We start from the raw sequence: 17,361 nt of genomic DNA, 5'->3' as shown, positions 1-17,361 counted from the left end.
TGTAAAATTGCACATTTTTGAGACAAAATGTGCTGAAAATGAAAGATTTTGCGTACTTTTGCATGCCGTTATAAGAAGAAGCAAATGGAGAAGACCATCGATATTGACAAGGTACTAAAAGGCAAAATGGGCAGCAAAGCCCGTTGGGTGCCAAGTCCGCTCGTCTGGTGGCTGAAGCACATCGTTCACGAAGACCAAATCAATCAATTCCTTTGGAGCGCTCGCGACCTGCAAGGCACGCCATGGCTGAAGGCAGCCATTGACTTCCTGAACGTAAAAATCGTGGTGAAAGGGTTAGAGAACCTGCCTGCTAAAGATGATCCTAAGCGCTACACCTTTGTGAGCAATCATCCATTGGGCGGTATCGACGGCATAGCCATAGGCTCTGTGATTGGTGAGCACTACGACGACAACTTCAGGTATTTGGTCAACGACCTGCTGATGAACCTGCCTGGTTTGGCGCCATTATGTATCCCCATCAACAAAACCGGCAAACAGTCGCGCAACTTCCCCGCCATGATCGAGGCAGGCTTCAAGGCCGACACACACATCTTGATGTTCCCTGCCGGTCTTTGCTCGCGCAAGCGGAATGGAGTCATTTGCGACCTTGAGTGGAAGAAGACATTCATCACCAAGAGCATTGAAACGCACCGTGATGTCATCCCCATCCACTTCGACGGACAGAACAGCAATTTCTTCTACCGTCTTTCGAACATCAGCGACCGTTACGTCAAGAAGGTGAACATAGCCATGCTTTTCCTTGCCGACGAGATGTTCAAGAACACTGGCAACACATTTACCATCACCTTCGGCAAACCCATCGCCTGGGAATCGTTCAACAACGACAAGACACCAATGGAATGGGCTAAAACAGTCAAAAAACAAGTTTACGAATTAGCACCTTAAAGATACAAGCAAACGAAATCATGGTACAACCGATTATTGATCCAATACCCGTCGAAGTACTCAAGAGTGAACTCACTCCCGAGCGCCAATTGCGCATGACCAACAAAAGCAACAATCTTATATACGTCATCACGGCACACCAAGCACCAAACGTGATGCGCGAAATAGGACGTCTGCGTGAAATAGCCTTTCGCGAAGCGGGAGGCGGCACCGGCAAGGAGGTTGACATCGACGAGTTCGACACCTGCGAGAACTGCTACAAACAGCTCATCGTCTGGAATCCGGAGGCCGAAGAGATCATCGGTGGTTACCGTTATCTGGAGGGCACCAAGTGGGATATAGACAGCAACGGCCAGCCCCATTTGGCCACCAGCCACATGTTCCACTTCTCTGAAAAATTCCTCAAGGAATACATGCCCTACACCATTGAACTGGGACGCTCGTTTGTCAGTCTTCCCTATCAGAGCTCGAAGATGGGTGCGAAGAGTCTGTTTGCACTCGACAATCTGTGGGATGGACTCGGTGCGCTAACCGTCATCATGCCCAACGTGAAATATTTCTTCGGCAAGATGACCATGTATCCCTCTTACATCCGCGAGGGGCGCGACATGATTCTTTATTTCCTGAAGAAGCATTTCGACGATAAAGAGAAGCTTGTCATCCCGATGAAACCGCTTAAAATTGATGCTGATGAGAAGGCTTTAGCACAACTGTTTTGCAAAGATACCTTTAAAGAGGACTATAAAATACTGAACCGCGAGATTCGCAAACTGGGCTACAACATTCCTCCATTGGTAAATGCCTATATGAGTCTCTCGCCCACCATGAAACTTTTCGGCACCGCCATCAACTATGGCTTTGGCGACGTGGAAGAGACTGGCATCTTAATAGCCATGGACGAGATTCTTGAAGAAAAGCGCGTGCGCCACATCGACTCTTTCATCAAGGAGCACCCCGAGGCACTGAAAATCACCAGTGGTGCCAACAAAGTCATCTATAAGGAAAAGAACTAAAAACTGATTGAGGCCAAAACGAATGATGTTTTGGCCTCAATTGTATCTCAACACCTTTACTTTTGCAACGCAATACTTACGCTTTTGGAACGCATCCAGGGGCTGGACGAGGTGATTCTAGCCCCTGGAAGTGGTCCTTCTAACCCCTGGAAGTGGCCCATCCAGGGGCTAAAAGTGTGCGTTTCAGGGGCTGGAACGGAAACAATAGCGTAAGTTCTGAACTCTAGAACCGGCATTTCTAAAGCTTAGAAGAGCCACTTTCAGACATTAAAAGCACCCGTTCTGGAGTCTGGAATCACCACTTCCAGGCTCCAAAGCAAGAGTAAAACTTAAAGTTTAGAGGGGGTTATATGATTGGCAACGAGATGCCGCAAATCTTCTGATAGACATCAAGGGCATAGACATCAGTCATACCACTGATATAATCGATGACAGCCATGAGGCGAACCTCCAGGTCTTCATGCTCAATCTCGTACTGACTCGACACCCTGCCTATGAGCTGCTGCGAATAGTAACGGTCAGGATGCTCAATCGCTTCCACCATCAACTCCATCAATGTTGCCATGATACGATAACCCGACAATTCCACATCCAGCACGGGTTTACTGCGATAGATGCGACTCTTCGACACCTCAGCACAATGGATATAAGCTTGGCGGGGCACCTCTGAAATATGCTCGATAAGCGACCCTTGGAAAGTGCCTTCCAAAATCTCGTCCTCGTGCTTCATAAACGCCTGATAGCACTCATGTTCAAGCAGTCCGATGACGCAGGCACGCAGATATTGTATTTGTTCATTGGGGTCGTAGAGCAGTTCCTCCTCGACGCGCTTCATGATATGATTTTGCCCCGTTTCATCGAAGAAAGAAAGCATAAGTTCCTTGGCTTCAGCAAGGTTCAGAATCTTCAGCTTATAGGCATCCTCAAGATCCATAATCTCATAGCAGATGTCATCGGCAGCCTCGACAAGATAGACCAGCGGATAGCGAGCCCATCGCTCTGCGCCATCGGCTGTGGTCAGACGAGGAATGCCCAACATCTGCGCCACCGTCACATAGTCATCGTGCTCGGGGGTGAAGAAGCCAAACTTATTTTTCTTGGCAGCACACGATGGATACGGGTATTTCACGATAGACGCCAACGTGCTATAGGTCATAGCAAAGCCACCCTTCCGTCGGCCTTTAAAACTGTGGGTGAGCAGACGAAAGGCATTGGCATTACCATCAAAGCGAGTAATGTCTGACCAGAATTCGGGCGACACTTTCTCCTGCAGATAAGCACCTTTACCCTCCGTGAAAAACGTTTGGATGGCCTTCTCGCCAGAATGGCCAAAAGGCGGGTTGCCCAAATCGTGCGCCAGACAAGCTGTGGCCACAATCTGACCGATTTCACCGATGAAAGTGCCCTGCTCGCCTCGCGCCAATAGAGCACTGGCAACATCGTTGCCCAGCGACATACCGACACTGGCCACCTCGAGCGAATGAGTCAGTCGGTTGTGCACAAAGATACTGCCGGGCAAAGGAAACACCTGGGTCTTGTTCTGCAACCGACGGAAGGGAGCCGAAAATATCAGTCGGTCATAGTCACGTTTAAACTCCGTACGGTCATCATGACGTTCAAGATGCCGATGTTCTTGTCCGAGCCTACAGTTAGAGATAAGTTTTTCCCAATTCATCTTCATGGCTACAAAAGTACAACATTTTCAGCATAAAAACACAATTTAGCAGAAAAATTATGGCTGATTCAATTGTTTTTACTAATTTTGCACCTTATACAACATACGACAATATAACGCATAACATAACGCGCATGAAGATTCAAGTCGTCAACAAAGGACACCAACAACTTCCCGCCTATGCCACCACACTGAGTGCAGGCATGGACCTACGTGCCAATATCGACGCTCCCATCGAGCTGAAACCATTGGAGCGCAAGCTGATTCCCACGGGTCTGCACATCGCACTGCCCGCAGGATACGAGGCACAGGTAAGACCTCGCAGCGGACTGGCACTCAAGAAGGGCATCACGGTTCTGAACTCGCCCGGCACCATCGATGCCGACTATCGTGGCGAGATTGGAGTTTTGCTCATCAACCTATCGCAAGAGCCTTTCGTCATCAATGATGGCGAACGCATTGCACAAATGGTGATTGCACGTCACGAAACAGCCGAATTCATCGAGGTTGAAGTGCTCGACGAGACTGAACGTGGCGAAGGTGGATATGGACATACCGGCGTGAAATGAAAAAGACAATATGCATACTGGCTGCTTTTCTTTGCTGCCTGGGCTCAACGGCCCAGACCGACACCATGCGTCAGTATGACATCTGCTTCCACGAAGCAATGCTACAGAGACAAAAGGGGCATCATGATGCAGCCTTCGACCTGCTGCAACGCTGTTTGGAACTAAACCCGAAAGCCTCAGAAACGTATTATTTCCTGGCGCAATACTATGCAGAGATGAAAGCGCCCGACAAGGCTATCGAACACTTTAAGCATGCCACAGAACTGGAACCTGCCAACAAAACCTACATGGAGACACTGGCACATGCTTATATCTCTAAACAGAAATACACCGATGCTATCGACGTATTGGAACGGATGTATGCAACGGACAAGAGCAGACAGGACTTCTTGGAAATGCTCTATCAACTGTATCTGAAAGAGAAGGATTTCGAAAAGGCCATCGATGTGCTCGACCGTATGGAGGCCATTGATGGCAAATCGGAACGCATCTCGCTGGCAAAGAGTGGACTGTACTTCCAGATGAGCGACCATGAGAAAGCACTGGAGGAAATCAAGGCTCTGTCTGACCAATACCCCAACGATCTGAACTATCGCACCATCTATGCCAACACGCTGTTGGCTAACGGCGACAACGAACAGGCATACGACGTGCTGATGAAGATCCTAAAGGAAGAGCCCGACCATGTCAAAGCTCAACAGACGCTGCGCAACTACTTTATCAGCATGGAGGATGCCACGGCAGTTGATTCGCTGACACGCTGCATCCTGCTGAACCCAAAAGCAAGCACCGACGACAAAGTGATGCAACTGCGGCAGCTGATCAGTGAAAACGAACAGACCGGAGGCGACAGCACACAGATTTTAGCACTCTTTGACTCCATGCTCGACGTGCCTCAGCCCGATGCAGACATCGCTGAGATGAAAGCGGCATACATGGACTTGAAGCAGATGCCACGCGACTCTATCACGAAAGCGCTGGAGCGAGTGCTGACCTTGGCACCCGACCGGGCTTCGGCTCGTCTGCATCTGGTGCAGTATGCCTGGGAGGATGAAGACAAAGACCGCATCATAAGCCTGTGTCAGGCCGCTCGGCAATACAACCCCGAAGAGATGGCTTTCTACTACTATCAGGGCATTGCCTACTTCAACAAGGGCGACACCGACCACGCACTGGAAGCTTTCCAAAACGGCATCAGCGTGATTAACGAAGAGAGCTCTACGGAAATCGTTTCGGATTTCTATGCCGTCATGGGCGATATTTTCTTCCAAAAGATGCGCGAACGGGAGGCCTTTGCTGCCTACGACTCCTGTCTGCAGTGGAAACCTGACAACATCGGCTGTCTGAACAACTATGCTTATTACCTTAGTTTGAAAGGTATCCGACTGGACGAAGCTGAGCAAATGAGCTATAAGACCATCAAAGCGGAGCCAAAAAATGCCACCTATCTGGACACGTATGCCTGGATCTTATTCATGCAGCAGCGATACGCTGAAGCGCGCATCTACATAGACCAGGCTTTGCAGAACGACACCTTGATTGGGGCCGTGCTGAAAGAGCATGCCGGCGACATCTACATCATGAATGGCGATACGGAAGGGGCGCTGAAGATGTGGAAAGAGGCATTGGAACATGATCCGAAGAACAAAGTTCTTATCAGAAAGATAAAACGAAAAAAATACATCAAACAATGAAACTATCCAACTACGCAAAAGTGGTCATCCTGGCAGCACCGCTGCTGTTGACCGCCTGTCATTCGAAGAAGCAAATGGTCAACAGTGCAACGCCTCAGCCCACCGAAAGTCTTGCACAGACCGAGATTCTGACAAAAGTAGCTGAGAACTCACAAGCCCCACAGTTTGTCAGTTCTAAAGTGAAGTTCTCCATTGAGATAGGACCTCAACAGGTATCACTGACGGGCAACCTGCGCATCAAGCGCGACGACGTGATACGCCTGCAACTGATGGCCTTCGGCTTTGTTGAGGCAGGACGGATCGAGTTCACCAAGGACTATGTATTGATTATGGACCGCATCAACAAGATGTATATGCGTGCACCATATAACTACATTGACTTCCTGCGCAACAATGGCATGAACTTCTATACGCTGCAGGCTCTGTTCTACAACGAACTGTTCAAGCCCGGAGAGAAAGCCATCAGCGCCAAGAACATGAAGGGCTACCAGATGGTGATGAGCGATGAGGATGCCATCATATCCTTGGAAAAAGACAGAATGAGCTATAGCTGGCTGGCCAACCCGACAAACGGCCAAATCAAGATTGCAAATATCATGTATCGCGACAGCTACAAAGGTAACACTCAGCTCACTTGGGAGTATCTGGGCTTCAAGCCTCTGGCACAGACACACTTCCCCAGCGACATGAAGATCACGCTGACAGCACCCAACAAACAGGTGAAGATGGACATGAAGTTCAACAACCTGGGCACCAACAGCGACTGGGAGACACGCACCACCATCAGCAATAAATACCGCGAGGTGGATGCCGAAGAGATACTGCGCCGCATCATGGCATTATAATTAGGATAAAAACAATAAGGATAACTGCGATATGAAGAAAATCTGTTTCCTGCTCATGGTCCTCATGTGCTTCGGCTTGTCTTCTGCCCAACAGCGAAAGACACAGACTCGCCGTAAGCCTGCCACCACGCAGACACAGGCAAGAAAGAAGACAACCACTGCAAGAAAGAAGACAACCACCAAGAAAAAGGCTACAAAGAAGAGCGAAAAGGAACAGCTACAGGACAGAAGAAAGAAAATTTCACAGAATATCGCAGCACAGAAGAAAAGACAGGTAGAGCTGGAGCGCAACGTGAAAAAGCGCATGCAAGATGTGTTGGTGCTGAGCAACGAAATCAGCGAGAAGCGCCGCACGATAGATAGTATCAACTCTGACATCACCAACCTGAGCGCCCATATCGAACTGCTGGATTCGCAACTGGTCATCTTGCACCAAGAACTGGTGGAGCGACAGGAGCGCTATGCCAAGTCGATGCGTTACATGTATCGCAACCGTAAGGTGCAGAACAAGGTGATGTTTGTGCTCAGTGCACAGAATGTGAACCAGATGTATCGACGCATGCGCTTCATGAAAGAGTATGCAACCTACCAGAGGGCACAGGGCGAGGCTGTGAAACAGAAACAGGCTCAGATAGAAAACAAGAAGGAAGAGCTAAGGAATTCTAAAAGCGAGAAGACCACACTGCTGAACCGCGGCGAACGCGAGAAGCAGACCTTGGAGAAGCAACAAAGCGAACAGAAGAAGATGGTGGCCTCGCTAAAGAAGGAACAGAAGACGGTGGCAAGCATCATCGCCCAGCAACAGAAGGAGGAGGCCGAACTGAATGCACGCATCGAAAGGCTGATACAGGAGGAGATAGCGCGCGAAAAGGCACGCATTGAGGCCGAGAAACGCCGTCAGGAGCAACTGGCTCGCAAGAAGAAGGCCGAGGAGGAAGCACGAAAGAGGCGTATTGCCGAAGCCAAAGCGCGAGAGGAAAGGGCACGCGAAGAGGCTCGCATCGCTAAGAACGAAGCCGAAAAGAGGGCTGCCCACGAACGTGCCAAGAGGGCTGAGGAAGAACGAAAGACGGCCGAAAAGGAGATGGTTGACGCACGCAAGACGTCACCAGAGCCTAAAATGATGGTTGCTGATGCCGATGCTAAACTCAGTGGTAGCTTTGCCAGCAATAAGGGCAAGTTGCCCATGCCTATCACCGGTCCTTACCAACTGGTGCGCAGCTTCGGTTCTAATGTGGTCGATGGCATGAGCCATGTGCACCTGAGCAGTAAGGGTCTGCACCTGAAAGGTCAGCCTGGCGCTTCGGCTCGCTGCGTCTTCGACGGTCAGGTCACGAAGGTATTTGCCACAGGCAAGGGCTACATCGTGATGGTTCGTCACGGCAAATACATCTCTGTATATAGCGGTATGGAAAGTGTCAGCGTGGCGGCAGGTCAGAAAGTGAGAACAAACCAAGCCATAGGAAGACTGGGACCAACCAACATGATGCAGTTCCAGTTGCGCAACTGGACCGAATTGCTGAATCCTATGCAGTGGTTAAGAAGATAAATTTCATTGTTTTTTAAGTAAAAGTTTATAACGAGAAAGGTCGATTGACAGTGGAAACACGTCAATCGACCTTGTTTATGGTGATATCGAGCAATTGCAGATAGGTATGAAAAGCCTGCGCTATCTCGTCAATACGGATGTATTCATCGGCAGAATGAGAGCGAGCCGACTGTCCTGGGCCGAGCTTAAACGAAGGGAAGGGCATCAGAGCTTGGTCTGAGAGCGTGGGCGAACCGAAAGGTTGCAGTCCCATAGCCACGCAGCGCTGTATGAGCGGATGTGTCTCGCTGATGTGCGACGAGTGCAGGCGGAACGAGCGTGCCTTGAGCTCGCAGCGCTTCATGTGCTTCTCAAGGAAGGCAAAGAGGTACTCGTTCTGATAGTATTCGTTGGTACGTATGTCTATGACAAAGTGCAGAAGGTCGGGCACCACGTTGTGCTGCGTACCGCTTTCCACCTGTGTCACCGTCATCTTGGTATTGCCCAGCAGCGGACTCTCTTTCGTAAACTTATAGTCGCGCAGCCAGCACAGGTCGTCGAGGGCTTCGTAGATGGCATTCACGCCTTCGTTGCGGGCTGCATGACCACTGACGCCATGGGCATAGCCATCAACGACCATCAGTCCTTTTTCGGCGATAGCAGGCTGCATGCCCGTCGGTTCGCCAACAATGGCCACATCAATCTTGGGCAATAAAGGCAACACATGTTCGACGCCGTTCTTGCCCGACACCTCCTCTTCGGCAGAGGCCAGATATACCAAGTTGTAGTTGCGGGGGCGCATGGACACGACACGAAACACCTGCAACAGGGTCACCAGTCCGCCACCACAGTCGTTAGAGCCAATGCCATAAAGACAACCACTCTCTACCATCGGCACATGGGGATCACGGGTCCATGTGGCAACGGGCTTCACCGTGTCTATATGCGCATTGAGCAACACCGTGGGACGCGCCTCATCGTAATCATCAGCCACCACCCACAGGTTGTTACACGAGCGGTTCACCTTCAGTCCCCACCCTTTCATCACATTCTCAAGGTGGTTGGCAGCAGCAGTCTCATCGCGACTGACACGCGGAATGGCTATCAGCTGTTTAAGCAACTCTACAGCCTCATCAATATATTTATTCTCGTCCATATCTCGTGCAAAAGTATGAAAAAGGATTGGAATAATCAAGGAATAGCAAAAAAATTGTTCTAAAAGTACCAAAAACCAAAAGTTTTTTAGTACTTTTGCACACCTAACTACATAAGATATTAGTAACTAATAGAGATAACAAAAATGAAACAACTACTGCAGAAACTTGCAGTTGCTGCAATGCTGATGTTCGCACCAACTGCTCTACAAGCCGCTGTAAAACCAGGTTCTTTCACAACGGGCGACAAGACCTTCTTGCTGAACGGTGAGCCTTTCGTGGTGAAAGCAGCCGAAGTACACTACCCTCGCATTCCTCGTCCTTACTGGGAGCACCGCATCAAGATGTGCAAGGCGCTCGGCATGAACGCCGTCTGCATCTACATCTTCTGGAACATCCACGAGCAACAGGAGAATGTGTTCGACTTCACGGGTCAGAACGATGTGGCTGAGTTCTGCCGACTGGCACAGAAAAACGGCATGTATGTCATCGTTCGTCCAGGTCCCTACGTATGTGCCGAGTGGGAAATGGGCGGTCTGCCTTGGTGGTTGCTGAAGAAGAAAGACATCAAATTGCGCGAACGTGACCCCTATTTCATGGAGCGCGTGAAAATCTTCGAGCAGAAGGTGGGCGAGCAACTGGCACCGCTGACCATCCAAAAGGGTGGTCCCATCATCATGGTACAGGTGGAAAACGAGTATGGATCGTATGGCGAGGACAAGCCTTACGTCAGTGAGATTCGCGACTGTCTGCGCAACATCTATGGCAAGGAGCTGGCACTCTTCCAGTGCGACTGGTCTTCAAACTTTGAAAAGAACGGGCTCGACGACCTGACATGGACCATGAACTTTGGCACGGGTGCCAACATCGACCAGCAGTTCCGTCGCCTCGGCGAGCTGCGCCCCAACGCGCCGAAGATGTGCTCTGAGTTCTGGAGCGGCTGGTTCGACAAGTGGGGGGCCCGCCATGAGACCCGCCCTGCCAAAGATATGGTAGATGGCATGGACGAAATGCTCAGCAAAGGCATCTCGTTCTCGCTCTACATGACCCACGGCGGCACGTCGTTCGGTCACTGGGCAGGTGCCAACAGCCCTGGCTTTGCGCCCGACGTCACCTCCTATGACTACGATGCGCCTATCAACGAGTATGGCCACGCCACGCCGAAGTTCTGGGAACTGCGCCAGATGATGGCAAAATACAACGACGGCAAGAAGATGCCCGCCGTGCCCAAGGCTCCGATGCCCATCATCACCGTGCCTAAGTTCGAGCTGACGGAGTTTGCACCGTTCTATAGGAATCAGCACCTCATTCCCAACGTCAACCCAATGACCTTTGAGGAGATGGACTTAGGTTGGGGCATGACCTACTATGTAACGAGCCTGCCCGAAGTGCCTGTGCAGAGTGTGCTGACCATGGAGGCTCACGACTACGCCCAGGTGTTTATCGACGACAAGTACATTGGCAAGATTGACCGCGTGAAGAACGAGAAGTCGCTCACACTGCCTGCCATCAGGAAAGGCCAGAAGCTGGCAATTCTCGTTGAAGCTATGGGTCGCATTAACTTCGGTCGTGCCATCAAGGACTTCAAGGGTATCGTTGGCGATGTCGTCATCAACGCAGAGGTAGACGACAACGAGGTGACATGGAACCTGAAAAAGTGGACCATGACGCCCATCGAAGACGACTACTCCCGCGCCGTTAAGGCATTCGACGCCAACAAGGTGGAGCGTCCGCTCAGCGATGGCTTTGCCAAGCGTGAAAACGGGCGCGGCTACTACCGCGGCTACTTCACGCTGAAGAAGGTGGGCGACACGTTCCTGAACTTCGAGACGTGGGGCAAGGGTCAGGTCTATGTGAACGGTCATGCCATGGGACGCATTTGGTCCATTGGTCCGCAGCAGACGCTCTATGTGCCCGGCTGCTGGTTGAAGAAGGGCAAGAACGAAGTCATCGTACTTGACATCGTCGGACCGAAGGAGCCCGTTGTTTGGGGACAGGCTGAACCCGAGCTGAACAAGCTGCAGTTGGAGAAAAGTAACAAGCACAACAACATTGGCGACAAGCCCGATCTGAACAGTGCCACACCTGCTGCAACAGGCGCCTTCAAGGCTGGCAACGGCTGGCAGACCATCAGCTTCGATGCTACGCAGAAGGGCCGCTACCTCGCCATTGAATGCCTATCTACACAGAAAGAGGGCGACCGCGCAGCCATTGCAGAGCTCTATCTTCAGGGACAAGACGGCAAGCGAATCTCACGTGAACCCTGGAAGACCAAGTATGCCAATAGCGAAGAGGAGAACGGCAACCACCTGGGCGACAAGGTCTTCGACCTGCAGGAGTCAACCTATTGGCTGACTGAAAAGGGTGCAGCACAGCCTCATCTGCTGGTCATCGACCTGGGCTCTGAGCAAAGTGTAAAGGCTCTGGAGTATCTGCCTCGTGCCGAACAAGGCGCTCCTGGCAGCATCAAGAACTTTAAGATTTACATTTACTAAGATATGAAAGGACTGCTTACCATCATCGGTTTGCTGGCAACGGCCATTGGTCATTGTCAGCAGACCATGAGTTTATGGTACAACCATCCTGCCACATACTTCGAAGAGTCATTGCCTTTAGGCAACGGTCGATTAGGTGCACTGATCTATGGCGACACTCAGGACGACATCATCCAACTGAACGACATCACCCTTTGGAGCGGAAAACCCATCGACCGACAGGAAGATGCTGGTGTCTCGAAATGGATTCCCGAAATCCGTAAGGCTCTGTTCAACGAAGATTACAGCAAGGCAGACTCCCTTCAGTTGCACGTTCAAGGCCATAACTCGAGCTACTACATGCCACTGGCCACCATGCATATCGTGGACTACGATGCAACAAGCGACGTGACGGGTTATCGCCGGTCGCTCAGTCTGGACTCTGCCACCGCCCATACTGTATATCATAAAGGTGACATCACGTTCAAACGTGAGTATCTGGCTTCGGCTCCCGACCAGCTGATAGCCATCCGTCTGACAGCTTCGCAACCCCGACAGATCAATGTTGAAGTACGACTCACCTCATTGCTCAGTCACCGTGTGAAGGCTAAAGGCGATCAACTCACCCTGACGGGACACGCCACAGGCAACGAGAAAGAGACCATCCACTTCTGCACAATGCTTCAAGTGAACCATCGTGAGGGCAGCGTAGAAGCAACCGACAGCACCCTGCAGCTGACAGGTGTCAGCGAAGCTGTCATCTATTTGGTCAATGAAACAAGCTTCAATGGCTTCGACAAGCATCCGGTCAAAGAAGGCGCACCTTATATCAACAATGCCATCGACCGACTCTGGCACACCCACAACGTGACCTTTGACGAGGTGAAGCAACGACATCTGGCAGACTATTCGGAGTTTTTTAGCCGAGCCAGCCTGAGACTCGGCAAAGAGACTTACGACAACACCAAGCCTACCGACGAACTGCTGAAGACCTATCACCAAGGCAACGATGCCGCCGACCGCTATCTGGAGACCCTTTACTTCCAGTATGGACGCTATTTGCTCATCAGCAGTTCACGCACACCGTCGGTTCCAGCCAACCTGCAAGGTCTGTGGAACCCCCACCTTCAGGCGCCATGGCGTGGCAACTATACCATTAATATCAACCTGGAGGAAAACTATTGGCCCGCTTTTGCCGCCAACCTGCAAGAGATGTCACTGCCTATCGATGGATTCGTACAGGCCTTGGCCAAGAATGGTCACTACACCTCGTACAACTATTATGGCATCAACCGTGGTTGGTCGGCTGGTCATAACAGCGACATCTGGGCCATGGCCAATCCCGTTGGCGAAAAGAACGAAAAACCCGAATGGGCCAACTGGCCACTGGGTGGCGCGTGGCTGGTTGAGACACTCTGGGAAAAATATCTCTTTACGCAAGACGAACAGTACCTTAAGACCATCGCCTATCCTTTGATGAAAGGCGCTGCCGACTTCTGTCTGGAATGGCTCATAGAGAATCCACACAACCCACAGGAGCTCATCACCGCACCCAGCACCTCGCCCGAAAACGAATATATCACCGACAAGGGTTATCATGGCATGACTTGTTATGGCGGTACTGCCGACCTGGCTATCATCCGCGAGCTGTTCATCAACACCATCGCTGCGGGACAACTGTGTGGCGATGACGTCACTGCACTGCAACAAGCGCTGCCACGCCTCCACCCTTACACCATCGGAAAAGATGGCGACCTCAACGAGTGGTACTACGACTGGCGCGACTACGACCTGCACCACCGCCATCAAAGTCATCTCATCGGACTGTATCCAGGTCATCATATCAGTGCTTCTGCCGATGACGCACATAGAGGTTATGACGGAAAAGCAGAATCATTGCTTGCAGCCTGCGAACAAACGCTCATTCAAAAGGGCGAGAAAACCACTGGTTGGAGCACTGGCTGGCGCATCAACTTGTGGGCACGCCTGCACAATGGCGAGCAGGCCTTCCACATCTATCAAAAACTTTTGGAGTACGTTCCTGCCGGACCGCGCCGCAAAGGTCAGGGTGGCGGCACCTACCCCAACCTGTTTGACGCCCATCCTCCCTTCCAGATTGACGGCAACTTCGGTGGCACCGCTGGTGTTTGCGAGATGTTATTGCAGAGCGAAGTGCAGTTCGAGGCAGAACCTCGAACCACGATAGAACTGCTGCCAGCCCTTCCCGGTGCATGGTCTGACGGAGAAGTCAGGGGCATACGTGCCCGTGGTGGCTACGAGATAACCATCACATGGAAAGGGGGCAAGGTGACTTCGGCCACCATCAAAGCAGACAAGGGAGGACTTATTACTGTGAAATACAACGGGAAGCACAAGACCTTCCGCATGAAATCAAAGCAAATAAAGAAACTTAATGGATAGAAATATTGTATCATCTGATTTTGAAAAGGTCAAACAATGGGGCACAAGCACCTCACTCGACGATGACCTGATTCTATTGACCGACGTCGGACAGCTGCCGACAATGACTGAGCCGCGCCGACTAAACTTCATTGTGATTGGTCTCTGCCAACAGGGCAGTGCCAGTTATAAGCTCGACACCGAAGAGAAACACATCAGTCAGGGCGACATAATCATTGTCTCTGAGCGTCATGTGGTTGACCATTTGAACACTTCTGCTGACTTCAAGTGCATCGGCATGGTGCTCAGCATGAAGTTCTTCTACGAGGTGATCCGCGAGGTGAGCGACATCTCTGCCCTGTTTCTCTACTCACGCTACCACCCTGTCATGTCGCTATCAGAACAAGAACAGCAGATGTTCAACGATGACTTCAAGGTGCTCAACAAGAAGATTGCCGAGACTCACAACCACTTTCACAAGGAACTGATGCGCACACTTATCCTTGCCATGTTCTATGATCTGAGCAATATCATCTACCGTGCACAGTCTATCAAAGATGATCACCAGACGCGCAGCGACGTGATCTTCACCCGTTTCATCCGCCTGGTGGAAGAGAACTGTCGCCAACAGCGCCGCGTCAGCTGGTATGCTCAGCAGATGAACATCACACCTAAGTATCTCAGTCAGTCGGTGAAAAACGTCAGTGGTCGTACGCCCAACACATGGATCGACAACTACGTCACACTGGAACTGCGCCTTGCACTGAAGAACAGCACAAAGAGCATCAAGGAGATTACCATCGACTTCAACTTTCCCAATCAGTCATTCATGGGAAAATACTTCAAGGAGCATGCGGGTATGAGCCCTAGTGACTATCGGAAGAACTGAGCATTTGCGCCACATCACAAAGTTCCTGATACCAATCTTCGCCAAAACGGCGAACCAACGGTTCTTTCAGGAACTGATATACGGGAAGGTTTAGCGCCTTCCCTTTTTTGCGTCCGCACTCACAGATGTTCCAACGATGGTAGTTCAGTGCCACAGTGCCATCCGAGAAGGTCTTTTCGCGAATAGGATACAAGGCACAGCTGATAGGCTTACAGTAGCCCGTCAGACCTTTTCGATAGGCTTTCTCAAGTGCACACAGACAGTTGTCGCCATCGTAACAGGTAAAGACGCAGTCCTTTCCGCCCACGATGCTGGTCACCAAATCACCCTCCTGGTCAGTATATGCCACCCCCTGCTGGTCAATCACGCTTTGAGCCGATGCCGACAAATCGTCCCACACCACATCGGTGCTGTTCTCTATTTCCATCACTTCGTCGATGGTCACAGGGGCTCCGGCATCGCCTTCTACGCAGCAGATGCCCTTGCAGGTCTCATAATCGCAACAAAATTTCTCGGTGATGATATCCGAAGAAATCAGGATATCGCCTATTTGGAGTATTGGAGGAATGTTCATAAATGAAGAATGAAGAATGAAGAATGAAGAATGGAGAATGAAGAATGAAGAAACTATGTTTACCAGTTGATGGGTTGCTGTCCGGTTTGGATGAGATACTGGTTGCAACGCGAGAACTGATGCTGACCGAACCAGCCACCGCGGTTGGCGGAGAGCGGTGAAGGGTGAACAGACTCCAACACCAAGTTGGAATGGCGGTCAATCATCGCTGCTTTTGAACGGGCAAAGCCGCCCCACAACATATATACTATATGCTCGCGTGACGAAGCCAATGCCTTGATTGCAGCATCGGTGAAGTGCTGCCATCCTAACGCAGCATGACTATTGGCCTGATGTGCCCGTACCGTCAGAGTAGCATTGAGCAACAACACCCCCTGACGTGCCCAGCGACTCAGGTCGCCCGAAACAGGCATTGGTGTGCCCAGGTCGTCGTGTATCTCTTTAAAGATGTTCTGCAGCGAAGGTGGAAACGGCACACCGTCCTGCACCGAAAAGCTCAGTCCATGTGCTTGTCCCGGCTCATGGTAGGGATCCTGTCCGATGATGACCACCTTCACCTGGTCGAACGGACACAGGTTGAAGGCATTGAAGATCAGTTTTCCTGGAGGATAACAAGCGCCTGCCTGATACTCGCGCCTCACGCCATCGGTCAACTGTGCGAAGTAGGGCTTCTCAAACTCACCTTGCAAGTATTGTTTCCATGTTTCCTCTATCTGTACGTTCATCGTTCTTGTCGTGTCTGTTTCGCCCACAAAGTTACAAACTTTTTCGCAATAATCATGGTCTGTTCAACAAAAAGTAGTATATTTGCATCGACGATAAGCTGCAACCTAACAGCACACTGAACATCAAACTTAAACGCAAATGATATGAACATCCTTGACAGTATTACCAACTACCTAGACACCTTCTTCTTCCATCATGACTGGGAATGGCCCGTATGGGGCATCTACCTCGTTGGTCTCCTGCTCATTGCTGCGGGCTACGTAAACCGCAAAGACCGAGAAAGCGGCAACAGGAACACGATGTATGCCCAGGTAGGACTCTTCATCGTGCTCAGCATCTTAGAACTGACGCAGTTTCTGTTTGCCGAAAGGCGTATCTGGTTTGTCAGACCCAGCGAGGTGGGCTGGCTGTGGACCATTATCAACGGGGCACTGATCATCACCATCTTCTTCTATCAGGTAAAACTGTTCAAGAGTACGCTTGAGCTGGCCAACGAACATGCGCAGCGCCAATGCTCCTGGCTATGGGGACTCATCGGACTACCCATCAGCGTGTTGATAGCCTTCTGGCTGTACTCACTGGGCCATCCCTACTGGGCCGTCACCGTGTTTCTCATCCCCCAACTGGTGCAAGTGGGCATTGCCGTCTATGCCACTATTAAAGGAGGCAAGGACTGGCTCAACTTCGGTTTCACACTGGCGGTCTATTTCATAGGCGGCCTGGCAGTGACCATTGCCCTCTACGTCATCATCTGGGCAGCCATCATCGCCATTACTGGCTATGTGGCATTGCTGTTGGCAAGTAAGTCGCTCTCGTCGCCCACCCCACAACAACCGCTTGCTGCTGGTGAAGAAACGGAGCAAAAAGACGGAGACAACCCCATCGAAAACTAATGATACGACTGATACCAAATA

Annotated in this window: 14 protein-coding genes; 10 read left to right on the top strand and 4 right to left on the bottom strand. The window is 50.9% G+C overall.

Features of this window, described 5'->3' with window-relative positions; translation table 11 throughout:
* Positions 1-84: 84 nt before the first annotated feature.
* Together L6472_RS01030 and L6472_RS01025 are read left to right on the top strand one after the other, a co-directional pair.
* A complete protein-coding gene (locus L6472_RS01030) occupies positions 85-906 on the top strand; it encodes a 1-acyl-sn-glycerol-3-phosphate acyltransferase (RefSeq protein ID WP_237806395.1) in 822 nt (273 codons plus the stop codon).
* Between the two features lie 20 nt (positions 907-926).
* Complete coding sequence (locus L6472_RS01025; RefSeq protein ID WP_237806393.1) at positions 927-1,919, top strand: GNAT family N-acetyltransferase; 993 nt, start codon at positions 927-929, stop codon at positions 1,917-1,919.
* A 346-nt stretch (positions 1,920-2,265) separates the two neighbouring features.
* On the opposite strand, the gene dgt is transcribed toward L6472_RS01025, so the two are convergent.
* Complete coding sequence (gene dgt / locus L6472_RS01020; protein WP_237806390.1) at positions 2,266-3,594, bottom strand: dGTP triphosphohydrolase; 1,329 nt, start codon at positions 3,592-3,594, stop codon at positions 2,266-2,268.
* A gap of 134 nt (positions 3,595-3,728) precedes the next feature.
* Here dgt and dut point away from each other — a divergent pair, with 134 nt between their 5' ends.
* The 4 genes from dut to L6472_RS01000 are packed head-to-tail and all read left to right on the top strand — an operon-like array spanning position 3,729 to position 8,251.
* On the top strand, positions 3,729-4,163 hold the full coding sequence (gene dut / locus L6472_RS01015; protein ID WP_237806388.1) for a dUTP diphosphatase: 435 nt from the start codon (positions 3,729-3,731) through the stop codon (positions 4,161-4,163).
* The gene (locus L6472_RS01010; protein ID WP_237806386.1) at positions 4,160-5,857 is read left to right on the top strand and encodes a tetratricopeptide repeat protein; all 1,698 of its coding nucleotides are present in this window, start codon (positions 4,160-4,162) and stop codon (positions 5,855-5,857) included. Before dut ends, L6472_RS01010 begins: the two co-directional genes overlap by 4 nt.
* Positions 5,854-6,702 carry a DUF4292 domain-containing protein gene (locus L6472_RS01005; RefSeq protein WP_237806384.1) on the top strand — a complete coding sequence of 283 codons (849 nt, stop codon included), beginning with the start codon at positions 5,854-5,856 and terminating at the stop codon, positions 6,700-6,702. The genes L6472_RS01010 and L6472_RS01005 overlap by 4 nt, the downstream gene beginning before the upstream one ends.
* Positions 6,703-6,733: 31 nt before the next feature.
* Positions 6,734-8,251, top strand: a complete 1,518-nt coding sequence (locus tag L6472_RS01000) for a peptidoglycan DD-metalloendopeptidase family protein (RefSeq protein ID WP_237806382.1) — start codon at positions 6,734-6,736, stop codon at positions 8,249-8,251.
* Positions 8,252-8,312: 61 nt separating this feature from the next.
* On the opposite strand, the gene L6472_RS00995 is transcribed toward L6472_RS01000, so the two are convergent.
* Entirely contained in the window at positions 8,313-9,386 is a 1,074-nt protein-coding gene (locus L6472_RS00995; protein ID WP_237806380.1) for a M20 family metallo-hydrolase, read from the bottom strand.
* 144 nt (positions 9,387-9,530) lie between these two features.
* Here L6472_RS00995 and L6472_RS00990 point away from each other — a divergent pair, with 144 nt between their 5' ends.
* From L6472_RS00990 to L6472_RS00980, 3 genes are read left to right on the top strand one after another with little or no spacing between them, the layout of a single operon-like run.
* The gene (locus L6472_RS00990; protein WP_237806378.1) at positions 9,531-11,879 is read left to right on the top strand and encodes a beta-galactosidase; all 2,349 of its coding nucleotides are present in this window, start codon (positions 9,531-9,533) and stop codon (positions 11,877-11,879) included.
* 3 nt (positions 11,880-11,882) lie between these two features.
* The gene (locus L6472_RS00985) at positions 11,883-14,279 is read left to right on the top strand and encodes a glycoside hydrolase N-terminal domain-containing protein (protein WP_237806376.1); all 2,397 of its coding nucleotides are present in this window, start codon (positions 11,883-11,885) and stop codon (positions 14,277-14,279) included.
* On the top strand, positions 14,272-15,147 hold the full coding sequence (locus tag L6472_RS00980; protein ID WP_237806374.1) for a helix-turn-helix domain-containing protein: 876 nt from the start codon (positions 14,272-14,274) through the stop codon (positions 15,145-15,147). The genes L6472_RS00985 and L6472_RS00980 overlap by 8 nt, the downstream gene beginning before the upstream one ends.
* On the opposite strand, the gene L6472_RS00975 is transcribed toward L6472_RS00980, so the two are convergent.
* A complete protein-coding gene (locus L6472_RS00975) occupies positions 15,125-15,721 on the bottom strand; it encodes a DUF3109 family protein (RefSeq protein WP_237806372.1) in 597 nt (198 codons plus the stop codon). The genes L6472_RS00980 and L6472_RS00975 overlap by 23 nt on opposite strands.
* A 59-nt stretch (positions 15,722-15,780) precedes the next feature.
* Complete coding sequence (locus tag L6472_RS00970; protein WP_237806370.1) at positions 15,781-16,446, bottom strand: uracil-DNA glycosylase; 666 nt, start codon at positions 16,444-16,446, stop codon at positions 15,781-15,783.
* 144 nt (positions 16,447-16,590) lie between these two features.
* Between L6472_RS00970 and L6472_RS00965 the strand changes: the two genes are divergently transcribed.
* The gene (locus tag L6472_RS00965; RefSeq protein ID WP_237806368.1) at positions 16,591-17,340 is read left to right on the top strand and encodes a hypothetical protein; all 750 of its coding nucleotides are present in this window, start codon (positions 16,591-16,593) and stop codon (positions 17,338-17,340) included.
* The last annotated feature ends 21 nt before the right edge of the window (positions 17,341-17,361 follow it).

This window comes from Prevotella sp. E13-17 (assembly GCF_022024035.1).
Classification (GTDB): Bacteria; Bacteroidota; Bacteroidia; order Bacteroidales; family Bacteroidaceae; genus Prevotella.
The sequence above is the reverse complement of the archived record's forward strand: the minus strand, read 5'-3'. Positions and strand labels throughout refer to the sequence as shown.

Excerpts from the sequence above, each read along its gene's own strand:
- L6472_RS00970 (WP_237806370.1), bottom strand. The coding sequence starts at position 16,446 with ATGAACGTACAGATAGAGGAAACATGGAAACAATACTTGCAAGGTGAG.
- L6472_RS01005 (WP_237806384.1), top strand. The coding sequence starts at position 5,854 with ATGAAACTATCCAACTACGCAAAAGTGGTCATCCTGGCAGCACCGCTG.
- L6472_RS00965 (WP_237806368.1), top strand. The coding sequence starts at position 16,591 with ATGAACATCCTTGACAGTATTACCAACTACCTAGACACCTTCTTCTTC.
- L6472_RS01010 (WP_237806386.1), top strand. The coding sequence starts at position 4,160 with ATGAAAAAGACAATATGCATACTGGCTGCTTTTCTTTGCTGCCTGGGC.
- L6472_RS00980 (WP_237806374.1), top strand. The coding sequence starts at position 14,272 with ATGGATAGAAATATTGTATCATCTGATTTTGAAAAGGTCAAACAATGG.
- L6472_RS00985 (WP_237806376.1), top strand. The coding sequence starts at position 11,883 with ATGAAAGGACTGCTTACCATCATCGGTTTGCTGGCAACGGCCATTGGT.
- L6472_RS01030 (WP_237806395.1), top strand. The coding sequence starts at position 85 with ATGGAGAAGACCATCGATATTGACAAGGTACTAAAAGGCAAAATGGGC.
- L6472_RS01000 (WP_237806382.1), top strand. The coding sequence starts at position 6,734 with ATGAAGAAAATCTGTTTCCTGCTCATGGTCCTCATGTGCTTCGGCTTG.
- L6472_RS00995 (WP_237806380.1), bottom strand. The coding sequence starts at position 9,386 with ATGGACGAGAATAAATATATTGATGAGGCTGTAGAGTTGCTTAAACAG.
- L6472_RS00975 (WP_237806372.1), bottom strand. The coding sequence starts at position 15,721 with ATGAACATTCCTCCAATACTCCAAATAGGCGATATCCTGATTTCTTCG.
- dut (WP_237806388.1), top strand. The coding sequence starts at position 3,729 with ATGAAGATTCAAGTCGTCAACAAAGGACACCAACAACTTCCCGCCTAT.
- dgt (WP_237806390.1), bottom strand. The coding sequence starts at position 3,594 with ATGAATTGGGAAAAACTTATCTCTAACTGTAGGCTCGGACAAGAACAT.
- L6472_RS00990 (WP_237806378.1), top strand. The coding sequence starts at position 9,531 with ATGAAACAACTACTGCAGAAACTTGCAGTTGCTGCAATGCTGATGTTC.
- L6472_RS01025 (WP_237806393.1), top strand. The coding sequence starts at position 927 with ATGGTACAACCGATTATTGATCCAATACCCGTCGAAGTACTCAAGAGT.